Genomic DNA, 25,138 nt, shown 5'->3' on the forward strand with positions numbered 1-25,138 from the left:
AGAGAGTGCGGACACGCTAGCGAAAAAGCCTGATAGAGTAAACCCTTGTATTACAGCGGCCTGGCTGAACCTGAGGAGAGAGGGGCATGATTCTGGAACATATTGAGATTACCGGCTTTCGCGGCATTAATCATTTATCGCTGCCGCTCACCCAGACGACCCTGCTAATCGGCGAAAACGCCTGGGGCAAATCGAGTTTGCTGGACGCGCTGAGCCTGCTGCTTGCGCCGCAGGAGACCCCTTATCAGTTTACCCGGCACGATTTCCACTTCACGCCCGGCAACCGCGAAACGCCGATGCGGCGGCTGCAAATCGTGTTTCATTTTCGCGACGACGGCAGCGAACAGGCAGCGGTTTTCTCGCCCTTCTGGCAGCGCGACGCGCAGGGGACGCGCTGGCTCTACTTCAGCACCCGCGCCCGACTGCACGAAACCGAGGTGACAGCCTCGCGCCGCTTTCTGCGCGCGGCGGGCGAGGCGCTGCCGTCGGCGGGCAGCGAAGAGGCAATAAGCCAGCTGGTGCGGCAGCATCCTGTGCTGCGTCTACGCGATGCGCGCTTTAGTCGCCGCGCGCGGCACGACAGCAGCGATGGTCCAGCGCGAAGCGCTGAGATGCGCGCGCTGGCGGCGGATATCGGCAGCCTGACGCGCCAGCTGGCGTCGCAGCCCCATCAGCTCAGCGATGAAACGCTGCGGCAGGGCGTCGCCACCCTGCAGCAGCTGATGGAGCACTATTTTCTGGTGCTGCAGCCCGCCGCGGACGGCGCGCGGCGCAGCGACCCGCAAAACCGCGACGGCGCACACGGCTGGCGCGCGCTCGATCGCCTTAATCAGCTGATCGGCGAAACCGATTCGCGCAGTCAGCAGATCGTGCTGCTGCGCATGTTCGTTCTGCTGGCACAGGCGCGCGGCGCGGTGGGGCTCTCGCCCGACGCGCGCCCGCTGCTGCTGATAGAAGATCCGGAAACCCGGCTGCATCCGATTATGCTGTCGGTGACCTGGAACCTGCTCGATCTTATCCCGCTGCAGAAAATCGCCACTACCAACTCCGGCGAACTGCTGTCGCTGACGCCGGTGGAAAATGTTTGTCGGCTGGTGCGCGAACCGACGCGCGTCGCCGCCTGGCGCATCGGCCCGCAGGGATTGAGCGCCGAAGAGAGCCGCCGTATCGGTTTTCATATTCGCGTTAACCGACCGTCGGCACTGTTCGCCCGCTGCTGGCTGCTGGTGGAAGGCGAAACCGAAGTCTGGATCATCAACGAGCTGGCGCGTCAGTGCGGCTACCATTTCGCGGCGGAAGGGGTGAAGGTGATCGAGTTTGCGCAGGCGGGCCTGAAGCCGCTGCTGAGGTTCGCCGCGCGCATGGGCATCGCCTGGCATGTGCTGACCGACGGCGACGACGCTGGCAATAAATATGCCGCCACGGCGCGCAGTCAGCTGGCGCCGCACGATGAGAGTGACCACTACCTGACGCAGCTGCCGGCGCCTGATATGGAGCACTACCTGTTCGGCGCAGGCTTTAAAGCGGTCTATCTGCAGATGGCGCACCTGCCGTTAAATGCGGCGATGAGCCCCAGGCGTATTATTAGCAAAGCTCTCCAGCACGCCTCCAAGCCGGAGCTGGCCATTGCCGTCGCGACCGCCGCCGCTGAGCGCGGAGAACAGGCGATGCCGCCGCTGATGCGCCAGCTGTTTTCGCGCGTGATGTGGCTGGCGCGCGGCAAGGCAGATTAACCGCACGTGCGCAATAAAATAAAATGCCAGCGACACGGCTGGCATTTTTTGGGGGAGCGTTCAGAATGGGGTGATAGCCGTTCAGGCGTGCTGTACAACGTCCACCGGCACGATCAGACTGGCATGATTGCCTTTTGGGCCCTGATGAACATCAAACTGAACTTGTTGCCCGGCTTTTAATGTTCTGTAGCCATCCATCTGAATCGTAGAGTAGTGCGCGAAGATATCTTCTCCGCCACCGATTGGACAGATAAAGCCGAAGCCCTTGGCGTTATTGAACCATTTAACAGTACCCGTCTCCATGCTTTTACTTCCCTCGCAAGACATTTTGATAATCAGGTGAGTAAATTAAAGCTGGGGTCGAGTTTGTTTAAAACTCAATCAGCTTGTGTCTGTAGAATGTAGAGAAAGGGCCCCTGGCGTCAAGCAAACCACCGGAGAGCGCAGGGATAAAATCATCAAAATTTGAGTCAGTTAACGCTATTGCGAATTTTGTGATACAGGTCGCGCGCGGTTTTTTTCGCAAAAAATCGCTGCAGCCGAGGCGTGCTTGACAGGCGTGTTAAACTCTACGTATGGACAGCAAATCGTCCGTACCGATGTGCAGAATTTCAACGGAACATTATGGCAAATACTAACGACTGGCTTAACTTTGAACACCTGGCCGAAGACAAAGCAAAAGAGGGACTGCAGCCGCCCTCTATGTATAAAGTCATCCTGAATAATGACGATTATACACCTATGGAATTTGTTATTGACGTTCTGCAAAAGTTCTTTTCTTATGATGTTGAACGTGCAACGCAACTGATGCTGAAAGTTCACTATCACGGGAAGGCGATCTGCGGTGTCTTTACCGCCGAAGTAGCCGAGACCAAAGTCGCTATGGTGAACAAGTACGCGCGGGAGAATCAGCATCCATTGCTGTGTACGCTGGAAAAAGCCTGAACTCGCCCTCATATAGTGAAGGTGAGGTTGTCAGAGCGATAATTGGGAGAGGTGCCTATGCTCAATCAAGAACTGGAACTCAGTTTAAACATGGCTTTCGCCAGAGCGCGTGAGCACCGTCATGAGTTTATGACCGTCGAGCATTTGTTGCTGGCTCTGCTCAGCAACCCGTCGGCCAGAGAGGCACTGGAAGCCTGTACCGTCGATATTGTCGCGCTGCGGCAAGAACTCGAAGCTTTCATTGAACAAACCACACCGGTGCTGCCCGCCAGTGAAGCGGAGCGCGATACCCAACCCACGCTCAGCTTCCAGCGCGTTCTGCAGCGCGCGGTATTCCATGTCCAGTCATCGGGCCGCAGCGAAGTTGCTGGCGCCAATGTGCTGGTCGCCATCTTCAGCGAGCAGGAGTCGCAGGCGGCCTATCTGCTGCGCAAACATGAAGTCAGCCGTCTAGACGTGGTGAACTTCATTTCTCACGGCACGCGCAAAGACGAACCCGGTCAGGCGCCGCACAGTGAGAACCCGGTCAACGAAGAGCAAGCAGGCGGGGAGGATCGTATGGAAAACTTCACCACCAATCTTAATCAGCTTGCTCGCGTCGGCGGAATCGATCCGCTGATTGGTCGCGACAAAGAGCTGGAGCGTACCGTTCAGGTGCTGTGCCGCCGCCGTAAAAATAACCCGCTGCTGGTGGGCGAGTCGGGCGTCGGTAAAACTGCCATCGCGGAAGGCCTGGCCTGGCGCATTGTGCAGGGCGACGTACCGGAGGTGATGAAGGAGTGCACTATCTACTCGCTCGATATCGGTTCGCTGCTGGCGGGCACCAAATATCGCGGCGATTTTGAAAAGCGCTTCAAGGCCTTGCTGAAACAGCTGGAGCAGGATAACAGCAGCATTCTGTTTATCGATGAGATCCATACGATCATCGGCGCAGGCGCGGCATCCGGCGGCCAGGTCGATGCGGCGAATCTGATTAAGCCGCTGCTCTCCAGCGGGAAAATCCGCGTGATGGGATCAACCACCTATCAGGAGTTCAGCAATATCTTCGAAAAAGATCGCGCGCTGGCGCGTCGCTTCCAGAAGATCGATATCACCGAGCCGACGCTGGACGAAACCGTGCAGATCCTGAACGGCCTCAAGCCGAAATATGAAGCCCACCACGACGTGCGCTATACCGCAAAAGCGGTGCGCGCCGCGGTTGAGCTGGCGGTGAAATATATCAACGACCGTCATCTGCCGGACAAAGCGATCGACGTGATCGACGAAGCGGGGGCGCGGGCGCGTCTGATGCCAGCCAGCAAGCGCAAGAAGACCATCAACGTCTCCGATATCGAGAGCGTGGTGGCGCGTATCGCGCGCATCCCTGAGAAGAGCGTGTCAGCAACCGACCGCGACACGCTGAAAAATCTTGGCGATCGCCTGAAAATGCTGGTGTTCGGCCAGGATAACGCCATTGAAGCCCTGACCGAAGCGATTAAAATGAGCCGCGCCGGACTGGGCCAGGATCGTAAACCTGTCGGCTCCTTCCTGTTCGCCGGTCCGACTGGGGTCGGGAAAACCGAGGTTACGGTTCAGCTGGCGAAGGCGCTTGGCATCGAGCTGCTGCGTTTCGATATGTCCGAGTATATGGAACGTCATACGGTGAGCCGCCTGATTGGTGCGCCTCCGGGCTATGTCGGTTTCGATCAGGGCGGCCTGCTGACCGATGCGGTGATCAAGCATCCGCATGCGGTGGTGCTGCTCGACGAAATCGAGAAAGCGCATCCGGACGTCTTCAACCTGCTGCTGCAGGTCATGGACAACGGCATGCTGACGGATAACAACGGCCGTAAAGCGGACTTCCGCAACGTGGTGCTGGTGATGACCACCAACGCGGGCGTACGTGAAACCGAGCGTAAATCGATTGGTCTGATCCATCAGGACAACAGCACCGACGCGATGGAAGAGATTAAAAAGATCTTTACGCCGGAGTTCCGCAACCGTCTCGACAACATTATCTGGTTCCGCCACCTGTCACCGGAAGTGATCCATCAGGTCGTGGACAAGTTTATTGTCGAACTGCAGGCGCAGCTGGATGCGAAGGGCGTCTCGCTGGAGGTCAGCGACGAAGCGCGCGACTGGCTGGCAGAGAAGGGCTACGACAAGGCGATGGGCGCGCGTCCGATGGCGCGTACGGTGCAGGAAAACCTCAAGAAACCGCTGGCCAACGAATTGCTGTTTGGCTCGCTGGTGGATGGCGGATCGGTTTCGGTGGCGCTCGACAAAGAGAAGAACCAGTTGACCTACCACTTCCTCAGCGCGGAAAAACGCAAAACGGAAGGCACGGTTCACTAAGCGCCGTACGATAGAAATAGAAAAGGCCAGATGCGAATCTGGCCTTTTTTTTCACCGCCGTTCAGGCGGCGAAAGCGAAACGAAGCCGCTTAGCGACTACGGAAGACAATGCGGCCTTTGCTCAGGTCGTACGGGGTCAGCTCAACAGTCACTTTGTCGCCCGTCAGGATGCGGATGTAGTTTTTGCGCATTTTACCGGAGATATGAGCGGTAACCACGTGACCGTTCTCGAGTTCTACACGGAACATGGTGTTAGGTAACGTATCCAGTACGGTACCTTGCATTTCAATATTGTCTTCTTTGGCCATCGAATCCTCTGGGTGGACTAGCTTTCAGTGAACCGGCAAGATAATGCCGAATTCCACGATTTATGTAAAGAAACGTTGGCGGTAAGGCCAACGCTTCGCCGTGCTTCGCGCGAGGGCACAAGCATCTCGGTTAAATTCGGGTGTTTATGTGACGTCTGCGGGGGATTAACGGGCTAAGAATCTGCGTCAGTAGGCGGTAACACGCGCTCATCTGAAACAGTTCCGGGAGTGCGTTGTGATTCCCAGCCTGGCAATTCCGGCTCGCCGTTGCGAAGCGCGGACGACATACCAAACGCGACTATTATACCACTTTTGCGCCTGATTGTGTGCAAAACATCTGCGCAGGCTTAAAAAAGGGTTTGAGTACGCCAGCAGCCGGCGCTGACGGGCTGCCAGGCAAGGGTCTGAACATACTGCAAATAGTCGACGCGCGGTATCTCGCGCGCGCCCAGCGAGGCGGTGTGCGGATTTAAAACCTGACAATCCACCAGCCTGCCCTGATGTTTGATGAAATGCTGACAAAATACCCAGAGTGCGGTTTTCGAGGCGTTCTCGCTGCGGCTGAACATCGACTCGCCGCAGAAAATCTGCCCGAGCGCAAGGCCGTACATGCCGCCGACCAGCTGCTGATCCTGCCAGACCTCCACGGAGTGCGCATGGCCCAGCTCATAGAGGCGCTGCCAGGCGCGCTTGACCTCGAAAGTGATCCAGGTGCCCTCCTGACGACCGGCGGCGCAGCCTTCCACCACCTCGAAAAAGGCGTGATTCATGGTGACGCGGTATGGCGAACGGCGATGAAACCGCGCCATGCTGCGGCTGAGATGGAAAGCTTCTGGCACGAGTACCGCGCGTGGATCGGGTGACCACCACAAAATCGGATCGCCCGGCGAAAACCAGGGAAAAATGCCGTGCTGATAGGCGCTGAGCAGGCGGGCAGGGGAGAGATCGCCGCCCATCGCCAGCAGGCCATTCGGCTCGCGTAGCGCCATCTCTGGCGGAGGAAAGTGAAGGGATTCCCGTGACAGTTGCACCAGTCTCATCGCATCATTACTCGTCGCTTTTTCGCTAAGACTATAGCGCAAAGCGCTGCAGGAAATGCCAGTAGCGCCCCTCTTTTGAGATTAATTCGTGATGCGTGCCCTGTTCGACAAGCTGGCCGTTTTCCATCACGCAAATGCGATCCAGCCTCTCCAGTCCGCTAAGGCGGTGCGTCACCATAATCAGGGTCTTGCCGGCGGTAACCTGCTGCAGCAGCGCTAAAATTTGCTGTTCGGTGGCGGCATCGAGCCCTTCGGTAGGTTCGTCCAGCAGCCAGAGATCGCCGTCATGCAGCAGCGCGCGCGCAATCGCCAGGCGACGCAGTTCGCCGCCCGAAAGCGGACGACCGCCTTCGCCAAGCCAGGCGTTGAGTCCTTCCTCACTCTCAAGCAGCCGCGTCAGCCCACTCTGGCGCAGTACGGCGTTGAGCTGCGCGTCGCTGGCGTCGGGACGCGCCACGCGCAGGTTCTCGCGCAGCGTCTGGTTGAACAGATGCACGCGCTGCGTCACCACGCTGACGCGCTGACGCAGCGATTTCTCATCCCAGCTGCGCAGCGCGACGTCCTGTAGCGTAATCGATCCCGCCTCCACGTCCCAGGCGCGTGTCAGCAGCGCCAGCAGGGTGGATTTACCGCAGCCGGTAGGACCGAGCAGCGCCACACGTTCACCCGCCCGCACCTGTAGCGAAAATCCTTCCAGCACCGCTTCGGAGCGATGCGGATAGCGGAAGGTGACCTGGTCCAGCGCCACCGAGAGGCTGCCCGCTGCGCTGGCCGCGCTGGCAGGAAAGCGGATGGCGGGCGTCTGGCCGATTATGCCGGTAACGCGCTGCGCGGCGGCGATCACCTGCGCCAGCGGCAGAAAGGCACCGGCAACCGGGCCCAGCGCTTCAAAGGCGGCCAGCGCGCAGAAGACCACCAGCGCGATAAGCGCGCCGGACGAAGCATCGTGCGTCAGGCTTGCGGCGCTCATCCACAGTAACAGCGTCACGGTGGTGCCGCTTATCAGCAGCAGTAAACTTTGCGACAGCGCCTGCAGACGCTGCTGTTGCCGCTGCGCTTGCTGCCAGCGCGCCTCATCATGGTCAAGCTGCTGACGCCAGCGGTCAGAGAGGCCATATATCGCCAGTTCAGCCTGTCCGCTCAGCCAGTGCATGAGGCGCAGTCGCCACTGCGCGCGCTGCTGCGCAATGACACGCCCGGCTGGTGTGCCCAGCCGGTAAAACAGCGGCGGTAACAGCAGCAGCGTTGCCAGCATTGTGCCGCCGAGGGTTAGCGCCAGCCGCACGTCCAGCAGGCTGATGCCCACTGTCACCACCACAATCACCACGAAAGCGCCAGCCAGCGGCGCGATCACCCGCAGATAGAGATGGTCGAGGGTATCGACATCGCCGACAAAGCGGTTGAGCAGATCGCCCTGGCGGAACGCTGCCAGCTGGCCCGGTGCCAGCGCAATAAGCCGGCTGAAGGTAAAGACGCGCAGGTGTTGCAGAACGCGGAAAGTCGCGTCATGGCTGACCAGCCGCTCGAAATAGCGCGCGGCGGTGCGCGAGATCGCCGCGCCGCGAACACCGGCGGCGGGCAGCATGTAGTTAAAACTGTAGAGTCCGGCAAGGCCCGCCAGCGACGAGGCGGCAAGAAACCAGCCCGACAGCGCCAGCAGTCCAATGCTGGCGAGTAACGTAACAATAGCAAGCAACACGCCCAGCGACAGCCGCCAGGGATGACGTAAAAACAGGCGCAGGAAAGGACGCAGGGCGAACATCAGCAAATCTCCTTCTGACGATGCGAGGCCATCTGGCGAAACGGGCCCGGCTCGGCAATAAGATCGCGCCAGTGGCCCTGCTGTGCCAGTTGGCCATCCAGCATCACCCAGACTGCGTCCCACTGCTGCAGGGCATCAAGCTGGTGGGTAATCATCAGGGTGGTCTGGCGACGTGATGCTTTTTCGAGCGCCCGCATCACGTGCTGTTCGCTGCGGCTGTCGAGGCTGGCGGCGGGTTCGTCCAGCAGCAGCAGACGCGCTGGCTTATAGAGCGCACGCGCCAGCGCGATGCGCTGTGCCTGGCCGACAGAGAGCCCCGCGCCGTCATCGCCGACGGGTGTCTGCAGGCTTGCCGAAAGGCGCGGCAAAAATTCGCTGACGCCGCAGTCGGTAAGCAGAGCGTCCAGATCGACATCGTCCCGCTCGTTTCCCATCACGATATTCTCCTGCAGCGTCCCGGCGGGCAGCTGTGGGTTTTGCCCAAGCCAGGCGATCTGCCGATGCCAGTAGGCGCGGCTCATTTCGCGCAGCTCAATGCCGTTGACGCGCAGCGAGCCCTGATAGGGCAGGAAGCCGAGCAGCACATTCATCAGCACGGTTTTTCCTGCGCCGCTCTGGCCGACCAGCGCCACGCGCTCGCCGGCCGCAAGCGTAAAACTGAGGGGACCGCACAGGCTTTTGCCCTCTGGGCTCAGGGCAATCACATCCTGAGCGACAATGGCGAGCGGCGCATCATCGGGAAGCGTTGCCGCGCCCTCGGCGGCGGCAGGCTGCGGACTCTCGCGCATAAAGCGCTCCAGCGCCTCCGCGCCGCCGACCGCCTGCGCTTTGGCGTGGTAAAACGCGCCGAGCTCCCGCAGCGGCTGAAAGAATTCCGGCGCGAGGATCAGGGCGACGAAACCGGCAAACAGCGTAACGCCGCTTTCCCAGGCGCCGAAATGGAGCTCGCCGAGATAGGAAAAGCCGAAGTAAACCGCCACCACTGCAATCGCCAGCGACGCGAAAAACTCCAGTACGGCGGAGGAGAGAAAGGCGAGGCGCAGCACCTCCATGGTGCGCTGGCGAAAATCGGTGGTAGAGGCGGCGATAGCAGCGGTTTCTGCTTCGGCGCGGTGAAACAGGCGCAGGGTCTCGCGTCCGCGCAGCCGGTCGAGGAAATCGCCGCTGAGGCGCGCCAGCGCAGTAAAGTTACGGCGGTTGGCGTCGGCGGCGCCCATGCCGACCAGCGCCATGAACAGCGGGATCAGCGGCGCGGTGACCAGCAGGATCAAACCGGCCGCCCAGTTGAGCGGGAAAACGGTCAGCAGAATGCACAAAGGGATCAGCGCCGCCAGCGTCATCTGCGGCAGATAGCGCGCATAGTAGTCCTGCATCTCCTCGATCTGCTCCAGCAGCAGCGTCGCCCAGCTGCCTGCCGGTTTGCCGCGGATCCACGCCGGGCCAAGCGCGGAAAGGCGATCCAGCACCTGCTGACGCAGCGCCTGACGAATCGCCTGACCAGCGCGAAATCCTGCGGCTTCGCGTGCATAGTTAAGCAGGGCGCGCAGCGCAAAGCAGAGCAGCAAAAGGGCGAAGGGGAGAAGCAGATCGGCGCGCGGCCGCTGCTCAACGATCAGCGCCTGCAGCAAAAAGGCGAGCAGCCAGGCCTGGGCAATAATCACCAGCGCGCTCGCCAGCCCAAACAGCGAGGTCAACCGCAGCCAGCGGCCACCATAAGCGCGTTGCTGGCGCAGCCAGCGGGTCAGTTCCTGTTGCCGGGTTTTGTTCATGCGAGACCGTAGCGTTGTCGATATCCAGGAAAGGATAAGAAGTAGCTCTTCAGGCGCCTGAATCTAGCACGACGGCATAAAAAAAGGCGACTGAAAAACAGTCGCCCCGCATAAGTTAGATCAGCTAATTAACAACTTACCGATCGTTTTTAACCAGACCGTCAAGATAACGCTCGGCGTCCAGCGCGGCCATACAGCCGGTGCCGGCAGAGGTGATCGCCTGGCGGTAGATATGGTCCATCACGTCACCTGCGGCGAACACGCCGGGGATGCTGGTCTGAGTGGCGTTGCCGTGCAGGCCGGACTGCACCTTGATATAGCCATTCTCCAGCGCCAGCTGACCTTCGAAGATCGCGGTATTCGGGCTGTGGCCAATGGCGACAAACAGACCTGCCACGTCCAGCGACTCGGTTTCCGCTTCGTTCTGCGTCGAGCGCAGCGTCAGGCCAGTCACGCCCATCTGATCGCCCACGACCTCTTCCAGCGTGCGATCGGTGTGCAGCACGATATTGCCGCTGCGCACTTTTTCCATCAGGCGGTCAATTAAGATTTTTTCCGCGCGGAAGCTGTCGCGACGATGAATCAGGTGCACTTCCGCCGCGATGTTCGCCAGATAGAGCGCCTCTTCCACTGCGGTGTTGCCGCCGCCGATAACCGCGACTTTCTGATTGCGGTAAAAGAAACCGTCGCAGGTCGCACAGGCGGAAACCCCTTTGCCTTTAAACGCCTCTTCGGAAGGGAGTCCCAGATAGCGCGCCGATGCGCCAGTCGCGATAATCAGCGCGTCAGCGGTGTATTCGGCGCTGTCGCCGATAAGACGAAACGGACGGTTCTGCAGATCGACGGTGTGAATATGGTCGAAAATGATTTCCGTATTGAATTTCTCAGCATGCTCATGCATGCGTTCCATCAGCGAGGGGCCAGTGAGATCGTGCGGGTCGCCGGGCCAGTTCTCTACCTCGGTGGTGGTGGTCAGCTGACCGCCTTTTTCGAGGCCGGTGATCAGCACCGGGTTCAGGTTAGCGCGAGCAGCATAGACCGCCGCGGTATAACCCGCCGGGCCTGAGCCCAGAATGAGCAATTTACTGTGTTTGGCCGTACTCATATGATCCTCAGTTTCATTCGGCTGACTACATGACCTGGGATTGTAGGGAATTTACCGTGGCAAAAAAAGGGCTGGAAAATTTTGTTACCGATAGCTGCAAACGGCGTAGACGATAATGGCGGGTTTTGCACGCCAGCTGCGCTAAAAAGGGGCATTTATCGGTTTTTAGTGGTGCAAGAGTACAAAAATTCTCATTTAAAAACAGTTACCCAGCGGTCTGTCTGGCATCTTGTCCTGAATTTGGTCTTTTTACTTTGACAATCGCCTGCGCTTTTGCGAAAACAATGGCAGAAGCGATGCAGAAGAAGAGAGTCAAAACAGGTTTTCGTGCCTGGTTTTGCCTTTTTTCGCCGATAAATTACAGCCTGACCTGGGTAATGACGCATGATGTGGACAGACAACATGCGTCATGCGGATGGATGCGCGACCGCGCACAGGCTCTGATTTTTTCGCTTCACTAATGCCTTGAACAGTGAACGTTTCCAGGGCGTGGCAGGTAAAGGGAAGGAATTAAGAGAGACAATAATAATGGTAGACAATAAGAAACGCCCCGGAAAAGATCTCGACAGAATCGACAGAAATATTCTGAATGAGCTTCAGAAAGATGGTCGTATTTCCAACGTAGAGCTTTCCAAACGCGTAGGATTATCGCCTACGCCATGTCTTGAGCGTGTGCGTCGTCTGGAACGTCAGGGTTTTATTCTTGGCTATACCGCGCAACTTAACCCGCACTATCTCGATGCGTCACTGCTGGTTTTTGTTGAGATTACTCTGAATCGTGGCGCACCGGATGTGTTTGAACAGTTTAACGCGGCTGTGCAAAAACTTGAGGAAACTCAAGAGTGTCACCTGGTTTCCGGCGACTTCGACTACCTGCTGAAGACGCGCGTGCCGGATATGTCCGCCTACCGTAAGCTGCTTGGCGAAACCCTGCTGCGCCTGCCGGGGGTCAACGACACCCGCACTTACGTGGTGATGGAAGAGGTCAAACAGAGCAATCGGCTGGTGATCAAAACCCGATAACGCAGCGCAGGTGCAAAACCTGCGATATTTCGATACACTCCTGTGAATTCATACAGGACCAGCGTCGGGCTTGCCCGACGCTGTTGCCTTCATAATTTACAGGCACCTGGAGAGTTCTCTTGAGCCAGGAATACACAGAAGACAAAGAAGTTTCGTTAAAACCGCTGAGCAGTGGACGTCGTTTGCTGGAAGCGTTGCTGATTCTCGTCTCGCTTTTCGCCGTCTATCTGATGGTCTCGCTCGTCAGCTTCAATCCTTCCGATCCGAGCTGGTCGCAAACTGCCTGGCATGAGCCGATCCATAATCTCGGCGGCGGCGTGGGCGCCTGGCTGGCGGATACGCTGCTGTTTATCTTCGGCGTGATGGCCTATGCCATTCCGCCGGTGATCGTCGGACTGTGCTGGATCGCCTTTCGCCAGCGGGAACAGCAGGATTACATCGACTATTTCGCTATCGGCCTGCGCCTGATCGGCGTGCTGGCGCTGGTGGTAACCACCTGCGGCCTGGCCGCGCTCAACGCCGATGATATCTGGTATTTCGCTTCCGGCGGCGTTATCGGCAGTCTGGTGAGCAACGCCATTGCGCCCTGGTTCTCGCCGGCTACCGGCACGCTGGCGCTGCTCTGTGTCTGGGCGGCGGGCATTACGCTCTATACCGGCTGGTCGTGGCTGACTATCGCCGAGCGCATCGGCGGCGTGGTGATGGGCGTGCTAACGTTCGCCAGCAACCGTTCGCGCCGCGACGAGCCGTGGCAGGAAGACGAGGAAGAGATCGACGCTGACGTCGCGCCGCGATTCAAGGCGGCCGCGCAGGATGAAGAAGATGTACTGCTTGCCGCACCGCGCGCTCAGGCCGATCGCGCCGCGCCTGATGCCAGCGATCCGCTGCTGGCGAAAGCCGCTGCGGCAACGGATGCTGCGCTGACGTCGGCCGCCCGGGCTGCAGGCGTATCAGCTATCGCGTCGTCAGCGGCGACTGCGGCTTCTCCGGCGGCGAATGCCGCATCGGCCGTTACGCCCGCTCCGGCGGCTGCGGCTACGCCAGCGTTTGATACTTCGGCATCGGCGCCGACACCCTCCGCGCCTGCTGCAACGTCCGCCGCGCCTGTCGCGGCCGTACAGCCGTCAGCCGCCGGGCAGGCTACGGCGCCTGACGCTTTCTCCGCGCCTCAGCAGTCCGCCCCCTATACGCCAGCGGCCGAACAGCCTGCCGTGCCTGTCGAGCCGCCGCGCTACCGTTTTGAGATGCCGCAAGAAACTGCCGCGCCCGCGTTTACCGGCTGGGAAGAGGATGAAGGTCCGCAGATGGGCAACTGGCGTGACGCCGATATGACCGCCGCAGCAAGCGTGACCACCGCTGCCGCGGCGGCGCAGGCAAGCTCTGCGCCGCTGTTCGATATCGCTCCAGAAACCAACCACAATCCGCAGGTGAAGCAGGGCATTGGACCGGCGCTGCCGCGTCCTAATCCGGTAAAACTGCCGACGCGCCGCGAGCTCGCCTCCTACGGCATTAAGCTGCCTTCTCAGCGTATGGCGGAAGAAAAAGCCAAAGCGCAGGAGCAGCAGCGCGCCGAGACCGATCGTCCAGCAGATTCGCACGCCGAATGGTCGGAACAGCAGCAGGCTGAAGAGCAGGCGCAGCTGCGTGACGCGTTCGCCAGTCAGCAGCAGCAGCGCTACGGCGAGAGCTGGCAGCAGGAAGAGGAACCTGGAGCTGAAGAGGCGATCGAACAGGCTGCGCTGGCGCAGCAGTTTGCCGCTCAGCAGCAGCAGCGCTACGCCGCCGAAGAACAGGAAGAGAAGGCACCCGCCTTTAGCCTGGATACCTCCGCCGCGTTCGACTTCTCGCCGATGAAAGATCTGGTGGATGAGGGGCCGAACGAACCGATCTTTACTATCGCCAGCGCCCCAGAGCCGGATGCGCCGTGGCAGCAGCCCGCGGAAGCGGCGGCTGCCCAGCCAGCAGTTTCCGTGGCCGCGCCGCCGGTCTCCAGCGCGTTCGAACCTGCAGCTGCTTTCGCGCCTGCCGCCGGGCCGGAGCCAACGCCCGCGTTTCAGACTCCTGTCGCCGAGCCTGAGCCAACGCCCGTGTTTCAGTCGCCAGCACCTGCCGCTGCGCAGCCGACGACTTCACAGCCCGCTTCGCTGGATAACAGCCTGATTCATCCTTTCCTGATGCGTCATAACCAGCCGCTGGAGAAACCCTCCACGCCGCTGCCAACGCTTGATCTGCTTACCTCGCCGCCTGCGGAAGAGGAGCCGGTCGATATGTTTGCGCTGGAGCAAACGGCGCGCCTGGTTGAGGCGCGACTGGGCGACTATCGCGTCAAAGCGGAAGTGGTCGGCATCTCGCCGGGCCCGGTTATTACCCGTTTCGAGCTGGATCTGGCCCCGGGCGTCAAAGCCGCGCGCATCTCCAATCTGTCGCGCGATCTGGCGCGTTCGCTCTCTGCGGTAGCGGTGCGTGTCGTTGAGGTGATCCCCGGCAAGCCTTATGTTGGCCTGGAGCTGCCTAACAAACATCGTCAGACCGTCTACCTGCGCGAAGTGCTCGACTGCGCCAAATTCAGCGACAACCCGTCGCCGCTGGCGGTCGTGCTGGGCAAAGATATCGCCGGTCAGCCGGTGGTCGCCGATCTGGCGAAGATGCCGCACCTGCTGGTTGCTGGTACGACAGGTTCCGGTAAGTCGGTTGGCGTTAACACCATGATCATCAGCATGCTCTATAAGGCGACGCCGGAAGAGGTGCGCTTTATCATGATCGACCCGAAAATGCTTGAGCTGTCGGTCTATGAGGGCATCCCGCATCTGCTGACTGAAGTCGTTACCGATATGAAAGACGCAGCTAACGCGCTGCGCTGGAGCGTCGGCGAGATGGAGCGTCGCTACAAGCTGATGTCGGCACTCGGCGTGCGTAACCTTGCCGGTTACAACGAAAAAGTTGAACAGGCTGAAGCGATGGGCCGTCCAATTCCCGACCCGTTCTGGAAACCTGGCGACAGTATGGATATGACGCCGCCGGTGCTGGAAAAACTGCCTTACATCGTGGTGCTGGTGGATGAGTTTGCCGACCTGATGATGGCGGTCGGCAAAAAGGTGGAAGAGCTGATTGCGCGTCTGGCGCAGAAAGCGCGCGCCGCGGGCATCCACCTGGTGCTGGCGACCCAGCGCCCGTCAGTGGATGTGATTACCGGCCTGATCAAGGCCAATATCCCGACGCGCATCGCCTTTACCGTCTCAAGTAAAATTGACTCGCGCACCATCCTTGACCAGGGTGGTGCTGAATCGCTGCTGGGCATGGGTGACATGCTCTATATGCCGCCTAACTCCTCAATGCCGGTGCGCGTGCATGGCGCCTTCGTGCGCGATCAGGAAGTACACGCCGTGGTGCAGGACTGGAAGGCGCGTGGACGTCCGCAGTACATTGAAAGCATTACCGCCGGCGAGGAGAGCGAGGGCGGTGGCGGAGGTCTGGAAGGCGACGAAGAGCTGGATCCGCTGTTCGACCAGGCGGTAGCCTTTGTAGTCGACAAGCGACGCGCCTCTATCTCTGGCGTACAGCGCCAGTTCCGTATCGGCTATAACCGCGCCGCGCGCATTATCGAACAGATGGAGGCGCAGGGTATCGTCTCAGAGCCAGGCCACAACGGCAACCGAGAAGTGCTTTCACCGCCGCCGCACGAAATGTAGCGCGACACGCTTTGCAACAAACAATCATGGGCCAGTTTTTACTGGCCCATTGTTCAGGTGGCATTTACCCCTTATATCAGAGAAAGCTTTCGGGTTTTTCTCCTGGCTCAATGCTAAAACGGCAACCAGAATTAAAACGGTATTCACTGGATAGAGATAAATAAGGAATTGAAGCGGATGAAAACAAGCGTAATCGTGTCTGGCCTGTTGGCCGTTTTTGCGTCTGCCAGCGTAATGGCGGACGCCTCCAGCGATCTGCAGCAGCGTCTGAACAAAGTTAACAGCTTCCACGCCAGCTTCACCCAGAAAGTCACCGACAGCAGCGGCGCCAACGTGCAGGAAGGCGAAGGCGAGCTGTGGGTGAAGCGTCCCAGCCTGTTTAACTGGCACATGACCGCGCCGGACGAGAGCGTGATTATCTCTGACGGTAAAAACCTGTGGTTCTACAACCCATTTGTGGAACAGGCGAGCGTCAGCCTGCTGAAAAACGCCACCAGCAACACACCTTTTATGCTGATTGCCCGCAACCAGCCGAGTGACTGGCAGCAGTACAACATTAAACAGCAGGGCGATACGTTTGAGCTGACGCCGAAAAACAGCGACGGCAATCTCAAACAGTTCACGCTTTCGGTTACCCCGACGGGCACCATTAATCAGTTCAGCGCCATTGAGCAGGATGGCCAGCGCAGCAGCTATCAGCTTAAAAGCCAGAAAAACGGCGCTATCAGTCCCGATAAGTTTACCTTCACGCCGCCTAAAGGGGTGACGGTAGACGACCAGCGTCAGTGAGGTGAGCGTGGGTAATCTGTCTCTGGATTTTTCCTCTGAAGATTTTAAGCCGCTGGCGGCGCGTATGCGCCCCGAAACGCTTAAGCAGTATATCGGGCAGCAGCATCTGCTGGCGCCCGGCAAGCCTTTGCCGCGCGCAATCGAGGCTGGCCATCTGCACTCGATGATTCTTTGGGGGCCGCCGGGTACAGGTAAAACCACGCTGGCGGAGATTATCGCGCGCTACGGCAATGCCGACGTCGAGCGTATCTCCGCCGTCACCTCGGGCGTCAAAGAGATCCGCGAGGCGATCGAGCGGGCGCGCCATAGCCGTCAGGTCGGCCGCCGCACCATTCTGTTCGTCGACGAAGTGCACCGCTTCAACAAAAGTCAGCAGGATGCGTTTTTGCCGCATATCGAAGACGGCACCATTACTTTTATCGGCGCCACAACCGAAAACCCTTCGTTTGAACTTAACTCCGCACTGCTCTCCCGCGCGCGCGTCTATCTGCTGAAATCGCTGACCACGGAAGATATTGAGCAGGTGCTCGATCAGGCGATGCAGGACAAAACGCGCGGTTATGGCGACAGCGATATTCTTCTGCCCGACAATACGCGGCGTATGATCGCCGAACTGGTCAGCGGCGATGCGCGCCGTGCGCTCAACACGCTGGAAATGATGGCAGATATGGCGGAGAGCAACGCGCAGGGCAAACGCGAGCTGACGCCGCAGCTGCTGACTGAAGTGTCTGGCGAGCGCGCCGCGCGCTTCGACAACAAAGGCGACCGCTTTTACGATCTGATTTCGGCATTGCATAAATCGGTCCGCGGTTCAGCGCCGGATGCGGCGCTTTACTGGTATGCACGCATTATCACCGCCGGCGGCGATCCGCTCTATGTCGCGCGACGCCTGCTGGCGATCGCCTCGGAAGATGTCGGCAACGCCGATCCGCGCGCTATGCAGGTGGCGATCGCCGCCTGGGACTGCTTTACCCGCGTTGGGCCTGCCGAAGGGGAACGTGCTATCGCTCAGGCGATCGTCTATCTTGCCTGCGCGCCGAAAAGCAACGCCGTTTATAACGCCTTCAAAGCGGCGATGCGCGATGCGCGCGAGCATCCCGATTATGACGTGCCGGAGCACCTGCGCAACGCGCCGACCCGCCTGATGAAAGAGATGGGCTTGGGCAAAGAGTACCGCTACGCCCATGACGAAGCGCATGCCTATGCGGCAGGCGAGGTCTATTTTCCACCGGAAATGGCGCAGACGCGCTACTACACACCGACCCAGCGTGGCCTCGAAGGCAAAATTGGTGAAAAGCTCGCCTGGCTGGCTGAACAGGATCAAAATAGCCCGACAAAACGCTACCGCTAAAACAGGCGTTACGGTAAGGTGAGCAAGGATTTCAATGCATTCCAGCGGGAATGCACCCCTTTTTTTAACCTTTTATTACACAGGATAAGCATGCTCGATCCCAATCTGCTGCGTAATGAGCCAGACGCAGTCGCAGAAAAACTGGCACGCCGAGGATTCAAATTGGATGTGGAAACGCTGCGCTCCTTAGAAGAGCGTCGTAAAGTCCTGCAGGTAGAAACGGAAAATCTGCAGGCCGAGCGTAACTCCCGATCCAAATCCATCGGTCAGGCCAAAGCACGTGGGGAAGATATCGAGCCGCTGCGTCAGGAAGTGAACGCGCTGGGCGAACGCCTGGATGCGGCCAAAGCGGAACTGGATGCCCTGCAGATTGAAATTCGTGACTTTACCCTGGCGCTGCCGAACCTGCCTGCGGACGAGGTGCCGTTGGGCAAAGATGACAGCGAGAATCTGGAGGTCAGCCGCTGGGGCGAGCCGCGCCATTTCGATTTCCCGGCGAAAGATCACGTGGAGCTGGGAGAGATGGCGAAAGGCTTAGACTTCGCCTCTGCGGTCAAGCTAACGGGCTCGCGCTTTGTAGTGATGCAGGGACAGATTGCCCGTCTGCATCGCGCCCTTAGCCAGTTTATGATCGACCTGCACACTGAGCAGCACGGCTATCTGGAAACCTACGTGCCTTATCTGGTCAACCATGCGACCCTGTACGGTACCGGTCAGCTGCCGAAGTTTGGCGAAGATCTGTTCCATACCCGACCGCTGGAAGAGGAGTCAGAGAGCAGCAACTATGCGCTGATCCCGACCGCGGAAGTGCCACTGACCAACCTGGTGCGCGACGAGATTGTTGAAGAGGAGAGCCTGCCGATCAAACTGACTGCGCATACGCCTTGCTTCCGCTCTGAGGCCGGCTCTTACGGACGCGACACGCGCGGCCTGATCCGCATGCATCAGTTCGACAAGGTGGAGATGGTGCAGATTGTCGCGCCGGAAACCTCGATGGATGCGCTGGAAGAGCTGGTGGGCCACGCAGAGAAAGTGCTGCAGCTGCTGAACCTGCCGTACCGCAAAGTGCTCCTTTGCACCGGCGACATGGGCTTCGGTTCTACCAAGACGTACGATCTGGAAGTCTGGCTGCCGGCGCAGAATACCTATCGTGAAATCTCCTCTTGCTCCAATATGTGGGATTTCCAGGCGCGTCGCATGCAGGCGCGCTGCCGTAGCAAAACCGACAAGAAGCCGCGTCTGGTGCACACCCTGAACGGCTCGGGCCTGGCGGTAGGCCGTACGCTGGTTGCGGTGCTGGAAAATTACCAGCAGGCTGACGGCCGTATCCAGGTGCCGGAAGTATTGCGCCCCTACATGAACGGCGTCAAGTTTATCGGCTGATACGCGCATTAAGCAGAAACCCGGACCTGTCCGGGTTTTTTTATATTTGAAGCCCTTCGCGGCAATAATCTATCAGAAATAAACGTTATCGACCTGCGCGACCGCGCCGCGTCCAAAAAGCCTGTTTTTCATCAGGATAGCAGCAAATCTGGTCTCGTTTGACACCTCTATAACCTACTGAAGATTAATAAATTAAATTATCCAGCAGCAAAATGTGCTGCGCCATTTTTTTGTGCTTTTCCTTTAAATTAGCCAGTGGCAAACTGCGCGCAACTTCCTCTCTCTTCTTTGGTTTTATTTCTATGTCCACCTGGTCACGTCCCGTGGTGCTGCTGCTTTGCGGCCTGCTTTTGCTGACGGTTGCCATTGCTGTGCTTAATACGCTGGTTCCGCTGTGGCTGACTCACGATGCGCTGGATACCTGGCAGGTAGGCGTGGTGAGTTCCTCTTTCTATACCGGTAATCTGGCTGGCACGCTGCTGGCCGGCTGGCTGATCAAGCATTACGGTTTTAACCGTAGCTACTATCTTGCCACCGCAGTATTTGCTGCTGCGACCTTTGGCTTACTTATGATGGATGGTTTTTGGGCCTGGTCGCTGCTGCGCTTTGGCGCTGGCGTCGGCTGCGCGTTAATTTGGGTGGTGGTAGAGAGCGCGCTGCTCTGCAGCGGTACGGTACGCAATCGCGGCCAGCTGCTGGCCGCCTACATGATTGTTTACTATCTTGGCACCGTGGCAGGCCAGCTGCTGGTTAGCAAAGTCTCGACCGAGCTGTTCAGCGTAATCCCCTGGCTGACCGCGCTGATGATCTGCGCCATTCTGCCGCTGGTGTTTGTAAAGGTCACCGCCGCAGGTGAGGCGACCGACGCCGCGCCGGGCAAGATCTGGCCAATGCTGCGTCGTCGTAGCTCTCGACTTGGCATTAACGGCTGTATTATTTCCGGCATCGTGCTGGGATCGCTCTATGGGCTGATGCCGCTCTATCTCTCGCATCAGGGCATGAGCGACGCGAACGTCGGCTACTGGATGGCGCTGCTGGTCAGTGCCGGCATCGTCGGGCAGTGGCCTGTAGGCCGCCTGGCGGATCGCTTTGGCCGCCTGCTGGTACTGCGCGTTCAGGTGTTTGTCGTGATTTTAGGCGCAATTGCTATGCTGACCAATGCCGCAATGGCGCCGGCGCTCTTTGTGCTGGGTCTGGCAGGTTTTACGCTCTATCCGGTTGCGATGTCATGGGCCTGCGAGACCGTAGCGCATCATGAGCTGGTAGCGATGAATCAGGCGCTGCTGTTAAGCTATACCATCGGCAGCCTGGCGGGCCCCAGCATGACGGCAGTGCTGATGCAGAGTTATTCCGATCGCATTCTGTTTGTGATGATTGCCGGTGTGGCGCTGGTCTATCTGATGATGCTGCTGCGTAAAGCCGATCATCAGGCGACGCCAGTGGCGCACGCCTGATATTTCTGCGTCGCCGTTTTAAGCACGACAAAGAAATAATAAGGGAGCCCTGGGCTCCCTTTTCATTAATACATAACATGATGACCGTAGCTGGCAAGAATGTTTTTCACGCGCTCCATGGTCTCTTTCGTTGGCGGCTTCACGCCCTCAAGCTTGTACTCTTCGCCCATCGCAATCCATTTATGCTTGCCGAGCTCGTGATAAGGCAGCAGCTCAATTTTTTCAACGTTATCCATATCCCGCGTGAATTCACCGAGCCGATGCGCTGAATCGTCGTCGTCGGAATAGCCGGGTACGACCACATAACGGATCCAGGTGCGCTTGCCTTTTTTTTGCAGGTAGCGGGCAAAGTCGAGTGTGCGATGGTTAGAGACGCCCACCAGAATCTGATGGACGTCATCGTTCACCTGCTTGAGATCGAGCATGACCAGATCGGTGACGTCCAGCAGTTCGTCGATTACCGGATCGTAGCGGCGCACAAAGCCGTTGGTATCCAGGCAGGTATGAATGTTTTCCGCTTTACAGGCACGGAACCAGTCGCGCACAAATTCAGCCTGTAAAATTGCTTCGCCGCCGGAGGCGGTTACGCCGCCGCCAGAGGCGTTCATAAAGTGGCGGTAGGAAAGCACATCTTTCATCAGCTCTTCGACCGTGATCTCTTTTCCGCCGTGCGTGTCCCAGGTATCGCGGTTATGGCAGTAGAGGCAGCGCATCAGGCAACCCTGGAAGAAAGTAATAAAACGGATGCCGGGACCGTCAACCGTCCCGCATGATTCGAATGAGTGGATACGACCGTTGCAAGACATTGCGATGTTTCTCCAGGTTAGCCTGTAGCAGGCGCACACTCTCTGTTGTGCTCGATGATAAAGTCGGTTTTGACTGATTTCTGCCGTGAGAGCGCAGACAAAACGGGCCTTGGAGAAAAGGCTCCCGAAGGAGCCTTTTTACAGCTTAAAGCATCAGGCTTATAGCGAGTTAGTAAAGGTACGGGTGATCACATCCTGCTGCTGCTCTTTCGTCAGCGAGTTGAAGCGGACGGCATAGCCGGACACGCGGATGGTCAGCTGCGGATAGTTTTCCGGATGTTCCATCGCATCCAGTAGCATCTCGCGGTTCATCACGTTCACATTAAGGTGTTGGCCGCCTTCAATACTCGCTTCATGATGGAAGTAACCATCCATCAGGCCAGCAAGGTTAGCTTTACGCACGTTGTCGTCTTTACCCAGCGCATTCGGCACGATAGAGAAGGTGTAGGAGATACCATCTTTCGCGTAGGCAAAGGGCAGTTTAGCCACAGAGGTCAGCGAAGCGACGGCGCCTTTCTGATCGCGTCCATGCATTGGGTTGGCACCTGGACCGAAAGGCGCGCCGGCGCGACGACCATCCGGTGTATTGCCCGTTTTCTTACCATAAACCACGTTAGAGGTAATGGTCAGCACAGACTGTGTCGGTACGGCATTGCGGTAGGTAGTGAGTTTCTGAATTTTTTTCATGAAACGTTCAACCAGGTCGCAGGCCAGGTCATCAACGCGCGGATCGTTATTACCAAACTGCGGGTATTCGCCTTCGATTTCAAAGTCTACTGCCAGACCGTCTTCGTCGCGCACCGGTTTCACTTTGGCGTATTTGATCGCGGAGAGCGAATCGGCTGCCACTGACAGACCGGCGATACCGCAGGCCATGGTGCGATAGACGTCGCGATCGTGCAGCGCCATCAGCGACGCTTCGTAGCTGTACTTATCATGCATGTAGTGGATGATGTTCAGCGCGGTCACATACTGTTTGGCCAGCCAGTCCATGAAGTGATCCATACGCGCCATGACAGTATCGAAATCGAGCACGTCGTCCATTACAGGCGCCTCTTTCGGGCCGACCTGCATTTTCATTTTTTCATCCATGCCGCCGTTGATTGCGTACAGCAGGGTTTTCGCCAGGTTGGCGCGCGCGCCGAAGAACTGCATCTGTTTGCCAACAATCATTGGGCTGACGCAGCAGGCGATGGCGTAGTCGTCATTGTTAAAGTCTGGACGCATCAGGTCGTCATTCTCATACTGCAGAGACGAGGTATCGATGGAGACTTTAGCGGCATATTTCTTGAAGTTCACCGGCAGCTTTTCTGACCACAGAATGGTCATGTTCGGCTCAGGTGATGGGCCCATGGTGTAAAGGGTATTCAGGAAACGGAAGGTGCTTTTCGTCACCAGCGTACGACCATCGACGCCCATACCCGCCAGCGATTCTGTTGCCCAGATAGGGTCGCCGGAGAAGAGTTCGTCATATTCCGGCGTGCGCAGGAAGCGCACCATACGCAGCTTCATTACCAGATGGTCAATCAGCTCCTGCGCCTGCTCTTCGGTGAGTTTGCCAGCCTGCATATCGCGTTCGATATAGATGTCCAAGAAGGTAGAAACGCGGCCAAAGGACATCGCGGCGCCGTTCTGTGATTTCACCGCGGCGAGATAGCCGAAGTAGGTCCACTGCACCGCTTCCTGCGCATTGGTCGCCGGACCGGAGATATCGCAGCCATACTTAGCGGCCATTTCTTTAATCTGGGCCAGCGCGCGATGCTGTTCAGCAATCTCTTCGCGCAGACGAATAGTGGCTTCCAGGTTCACGCCGTTTTCCAAATCGTGCTGCAGCGAATGGAACTGGGCCAGCTTGTCCTGCATCAGGAAGTCGATGCCGTACAGCGCGACGCGGCGATAGTCGCCAATGATGCGGCCGCGGCCATAAGCGTCCGGCAGCCCGGTCAGCACGCCCGATTTACGGCAGCGCAGGATGTCCTGGGTATAGACGTCGAACACGCCCTGGTTATGGGTTTTACGGTATTCGGTGAAGATTTTTTTCAGACCAGGGTCCAGCTCACGACCATAAACCTTACAGGAGCCTTCCACCATTTTGATGCCGCCGAACGGGATAATGGCGCGTTTTAGCGGAGCTTCAGTCTGCAAGCCGACGATTTTTTCCAGCGACTTATTGATATAGCCGGCGTCGTGCGCGGTAATGGTCGAGGCGAGGTCGGTGTCGAAATCGACGGGAGCATGCGTGCGGTTTTCAATTTTGATGCCCTCCAGCACGTCGTTCCACAGCTTAGTGGTCGCTTCAGTCGCGCCAGCCAGGAAGGACTCGTCGCCCTCATACGGCGTATAGTTCTTTTGAATAAAGTCGCGAACGTTGACGCTGTTCCGCCATTCGCCCTCGGCGAACCCTTCCCAGGCCGCAGCCTGTTTTGTATTCAGATCGGTCATGATATACCTGCCTTATCTAAGAAGACGTTACGTTGGCGCCGCCAGCTACGCGGCGTCGGTCAGAATCACTAATGTGCGGTAGAATCGTTGCGTAGATAGATCACCCAGTAGGTCAACCCAACCAGCAAGCCGCCGCCGATGATGTTGCCGAGCGTGACCGGAATCAGGTTGTCGATGATAAAGTTGACGGGTGTAAGCGCCTGGAACTGGTCGGCGCTGGCACCGGCGGCTTGCCAGAAAGCCGGGGCAGAAAAATCGCGAATGACGATCGCTAACGGAATAAGGAACATATTGGCAATGCTGTGCTCGAAGCCGCTGGCAACGAACATGGCGACCGGTAGAATCATTGCCAGGGTTTTATCCGTCAGGCTGTGGCCGGAATAGCTCATCCAGACCGCCAGGCAGACCATCAGGTTCGCCAGCGTGCCCAGGCAGACGGCTTCAATAAAGCTGTGGTGCATTTTATGGTCGGCAGTTTGCAGCACATTCAAACCCCATGCGCCGTTGGCCGTCATATGCTCGCCAGCGAACCAGATCAGGGCGACGAAAAACAGCGCGCCAACAAGATTGCCAAAATAGACATTGATCCAGTTTCGCGCCAGCTGGCCCCAGGAGATACGTCCGCTCGCTTTTGCGACGACAATCAGCACGGTGGAGGTAAAAAGATCGGCACCGCATACCACCACCAGAATCAATCCCAGCGAGAAGCAGATACCGCCGATCAGTTTCGCCACGCCATAAGGCATGCCAGTGGTGCCGGTGGTGGCAGTAATATAAAAAACAAACGCGATGGAAATAAAAACGCCAGCGGTAATGGCAAGGAAGAAAGTAGTTAAGGGATGTTTAGTGGCTTTATAAACTCCAGCATCTTCCGCCACTTTGGCCATTGCGGCCGGTAATAACAGATTAAAAGGGTTGTCAGCTTTCACACTAACGCTCTCCAAAAGATGTCTGGAAAAATACTAACAAAGGAGTATAGGACAGGATTTGATCTGGATCATATTTGACCGGAAGAGAGCAGGGCGAAACGATATAAATAAAGGGGTATGTCGGTTAATTTATTGAATTTTAATGATTAAATAAATTTTAATTTTTACAATTTTATTTTAAATATGAGCGGCAGGCGGCTAACGTCATTGTTAATGAATGCCGTAAAGTCAGTCAAAAGTGTTAAAAAAATTAGAGCGATAATCGTTTAGAAATAA

18 protein-coding genes are annotated in these 25,138 nt (G+C 57.9%); 9 read left to right on the forward strand and 9 right to left on the reverse strand.

Annotation, left to right across the window (positions count from 1 at the left end):
• Positions 1 to 86 precede the first annotated feature (86 nt).
• A complete protein-coding gene (locus tag Q9R34_RS20335; RefSeq protein WP_434124503.1) occupies positions 87 to 1,733 on the forward strand; it encodes a DUF2813 domain-containing protein in 1,647 nt (548 codons plus the stop codon).
• Between the two features lie 81 nt (positions 1,734 to 1,814).
• Here the strand turns inward: Q9R34_RS20335 and cspD are convergent, their stop codons facing one another.
• Positions 1,815 to 2,036, reverse strand: coding sequence for a cold shock-like protein CspD (cspD, locus tag Q9R34_RS20340; protein ID WP_033751327.1), 222 nt, complete (start codon positions 2,034 to 2,036; stop codon positions 1,815 to 1,817).
• Positions 2,037 to 2,357: 321 nt separating this feature from the next.
• Here cspD and clpS point away from each other — a divergent pair, with 321 nt between their 5' ends.
• Positions 2,358 to 2,678 carry an ATP-dependent Clp protease adapter ClpS gene (gene clpS, locus Q9R34_RS20345; RefSeq protein ID WP_033751321.1) on the forward strand — a complete coding sequence of 107 codons (321 nt, stop codon included), beginning with the start codon at positions 2,358 to 2,360 and terminating at the stop codon, positions 2,676 to 2,678.
• Positions 2,679 to 2,735: 57 nt separating this feature from the next.
• Positions 2,736 to 5,012: an ATP-dependent Clp protease ATP-binding subunit ClpA gene (clpA, locus tag Q9R34_RS20350; protein ID WP_434124505.1), complete on the forward strand. Its 2,277-nt coding sequence runs from the start codon at positions 2,736 to 2,738 to the stop codon at positions 5,010 to 5,012.
• Between the two features lie 89 nt (positions 5,013 to 5,101).
• On the opposite strand, the gene infA is transcribed toward clpA, so the two are convergent.
• From infA to trxB, 5 genes are all read right to left on the reverse strand, one after another.
• Positions 5,102 to 5,320 (reverse strand): translation initiation factor IF-1, encoded by a 219-nt coding sequence (gene infA, locus Q9R34_RS20355; protein WP_002211347.1) that lies wholly within the window; start codon positions 5,318 to 5,320, stop codon positions 5,102 to 5,104.
• Between the two features lie 347 nt (positions 5,321 to 5,667).
• Entirely contained in the window at positions 5,668 to 6,360 is a 693-nt protein-coding gene (aat, locus tag Q9R34_RS20360) for a leucyl/phenylalanyl-tRNA--protein transferase (RefSeq protein WP_434124506.1), read from the reverse strand.
• Positions 6,361 to 6,391: 31 nt separating this feature from the next.
• The gene (cydC, locus tag Q9R34_RS20365) at positions 6,392 to 8,122 is read right to left on the reverse strand and encodes a heme ABC transporter ATP-binding protein/permease CydC (RefSeq protein ID WP_485896129.1); all 1,731 of its coding nucleotides are present in this window, start codon (positions 8,120 to 8,122) and stop codon (positions 6,392 to 6,394) included.
• The gene (gene cydD / locus Q9R34_RS20370; RefSeq protein WP_485896130.1) at positions 8,122 to 9,891 is read right to left on the reverse strand and encodes a heme ABC transporter permease/ATP-binding protein CydD; all 1,770 of its coding nucleotides are present in this window, start codon (positions 9,889 to 9,891) and stop codon (positions 8,122 to 8,124) included. The genes cydC and cydD overlap by 1 nt, the downstream gene beginning before the upstream one ends.
• Before the next feature lie 136 nt (positions 9,892 to 10,027).
• Positions 10,028 to 10,996 carry a thioredoxin-disulfide reductase gene (trxB, locus tag Q9R34_RS20375; protein ID WP_434124509.1) on the reverse strand — a complete coding sequence of 323 codons (969 nt, stop codon included), beginning with the start codon at positions 10,994 to 10,996 and terminating at the stop codon, positions 10,028 to 10,030.
• Between the two features lie 528 nt (positions 10,997 to 11,524).
• On the opposite strand from trxB, the gene lrp reads away from it, so the two are divergent.
• The 6 genes from lrp (at position 11,525) to Q9R34_RS20405 (ending at position 20,685) form a co-directional block, all read left to right on the forward strand.
• On the forward strand, positions 11,525 to 12,019 hold the full coding sequence (gene lrp, locus Q9R34_RS20380; RefSeq protein WP_006118610.1) for a leucine-responsive transcriptional regulator Lrp: 495 nt from the start codon (positions 11,525 to 11,527) through the stop codon (positions 12,017 to 12,019).
• Between the two features lie 119 nt (positions 12,020 to 12,138).
• A complete protein-coding gene (locus Q9R34_RS20385) occupies positions 12,139 to 15,708 on the forward strand; it encodes a DNA translocase FtsK 4TM domain-containing protein (protein WP_485896133.1) in 3,570 nt (1,189 codons plus the stop codon).
• A 177-nt stretch (positions 15,709 to 15,885) separates the two neighbouring features.
• Complete coding sequence (lolA, locus tag Q9R34_RS20390; RefSeq protein WP_434124511.1) at positions 15,886 to 16,497, forward strand: outer membrane lipoprotein periplasmic chaperone LolA; 612 nt, start codon at positions 15,886 to 15,888, stop codon at positions 16,495 to 16,497.
• 7 nt (positions 16,498 to 16,504) lie between these two features.
• Positions 16,505 to 17,848, forward strand: a complete 1,344-nt coding sequence (locus tag Q9R34_RS20395) for a replication-associated recombination protein A (protein ID WP_434124512.1) — start codon at positions 16,505 to 16,507, stop codon at positions 17,846 to 17,848.
• 90 nt (positions 17,849 to 17,938) lie between these two features.
• On the forward strand, positions 17,939 to 19,231 hold the full coding sequence (serS, locus tag Q9R34_RS20400; RefSeq protein ID WP_485896135.1) for a serine--tRNA ligase: 1,293 nt from the start codon (positions 17,939 to 17,941) through the stop codon (positions 19,229 to 19,231).
• A 302-nt stretch (positions 19,232 to 19,533) separates the two neighbouring features.
• On the forward strand, positions 19,534 to 20,685 hold the full coding sequence (locus Q9R34_RS20405) for an MFS transporter (protein ID WP_485896137.1): 1,152 nt from the start codon (positions 19,534 to 19,536) through the stop codon (positions 20,683 to 20,685).
• 65 nt (positions 20,686 to 20,750) lie between these two features.
• Here Q9R34_RS20405 and pflA read toward each other — a convergent pair whose 3' ends face one another.
• From pflA to focA, 3 genes are all read right to left on the reverse strand, one after another.
• Positions 20,751 to 21,491 (reverse strand): pyruvate formate lyase 1-activating protein, encoded by a 741-nt coding sequence (gene pflA, locus Q9R34_RS20410; RefSeq protein ID WP_485896139.1) that lies wholly within the window; start codon positions 21,489 to 21,491, stop codon positions 20,751 to 20,753.
• Positions 21,492 to 21,650: 159 nt separating this feature from the next.
• Complete coding sequence (gene pflB, locus Q9R34_RS20415) at positions 21,651 to 23,933, reverse strand: formate C-acetyltransferase (protein ID WP_485896141.1); 2,283 nt, start codon at positions 23,931 to 23,933, stop codon at positions 21,651 to 21,653.
• 68 nt (positions 23,934 to 24,001) lie between these two features.
• Positions 24,002 to 24,862 carry a formate transporter FocA gene (focA, locus tag Q9R34_RS20420; RefSeq protein ID WP_485896143.1) on the reverse strand — a complete coding sequence of 287 codons (861 nt, stop codon included), beginning with the start codon at positions 24,860 to 24,862 and terminating at the stop codon, positions 24,002 to 24,004.
• Positions 24,863 to 25,138 lie beyond the last annotated feature (276 nt).

The sequence above is a fragment of the Enterobacter sp. BRE11 genome (genome assembly GCF_031844285.1).
In the GTDB taxonomy this organism is placed as follows: Bacteria; Pseudomonadota; Gammaproteobacteria; order Enterobacterales; family Enterobacteriaceae; genus Pantoea.

Excerpts from the sequence above, each read along its gene's own strand:
- aat (WP_434124506.1), bottom strand. The coding sequence starts at position 6,360 with ATGAGACTGGTGCAACTGTCACGGGAATCCCTTCACTTTCCTCCGCCA.
- lrp (WP_006118610.1), top strand. The coding sequence starts at position 11,525 with ATGGTAGACAATAAGAAACGCCCCGGAAAAGATCTCGACAGAATCGAC.
- trxB (WP_434124509.1), bottom strand. The coding sequence starts at position 10,996 with ATGAGTACGGCCAAACACAGTAAATTGCTCATTCTGGGCTCAGGCCCG.
- infA (WP_002211347.1), bottom strand. The coding sequence starts at position 5,320 with ATGGCCAAAGAAGACAATATTGAAATGCAAGGTACCGTACTGGATACG.
- pflA (WP_485896139.1), bottom strand. The coding sequence starts at position 21,491 with ATGTCTTGCAACGGTCGTATCCACTCATTCGAATCATGCGGGACGGTT.
- cydD (WP_485896130.1), bottom strand. The coding sequence starts at position 9,891 with ATGAACAAAACCCGGCAACAGGAACTGACCCGCTGGCTGCGCCAGCAA.
- clpA (WP_434124505.1), top strand. The coding sequence starts at position 2,736 with ATGCTCAATCAAGAACTGGAACTCAGTTTAAACATGGCTTTCGCCAGA.
- Q9R34_RS20405 (WP_485896137.1), top strand. The coding sequence starts at position 19,534 with ATGTCCACCTGGTCACGTCCCGTGGTGCTGCTGCTTTGCGGCCTGCTT.
- clpS (WP_033751321.1), top strand. The coding sequence starts at position 2,358 with ATGGCAAATACTAACGACTGGCTTAACTTTGAACACCTGGCCGAAGAC.
- pflB (WP_485896141.1), bottom strand. The coding sequence starts at position 23,933 with ATGACCGATCTGAATACAAAACAGGCTGCGGCCTGGGAAGGGTTCGCC.
- cydC (WP_485896129.1), bottom strand. The coding sequence starts at position 8,122 with ATGTTCGCCCTGCGTCCTTTCCTGCGCCTGTTTTTACGTCATCCCTGG.
- lolA (WP_434124511.1), top strand. The coding sequence starts at position 15,886 with ATGAAAACAAGCGTAATCGTGTCTGGCCTGTTGGCCGTTTTTGCGTCT.
- Q9R34_RS20335 (WP_434124503.1), top strand. The coding sequence starts at position 87 with ATGATTCTGGAACATATTGAGATTACCGGCTTTCGCGGCATTAATCAT.
- cspD (WP_033751327.1), bottom strand. The coding sequence starts at position 2,036 with ATGGAGACGGGTACTGTTAAATGGTTCAATAACGCCAAGGGCTTCGGC.
- serS (WP_485896135.1), top strand. The coding sequence starts at position 17,939 with ATGCTCGATCCCAATCTGCTGCGTAATGAGCCAGACGCAGTCGCAGAA.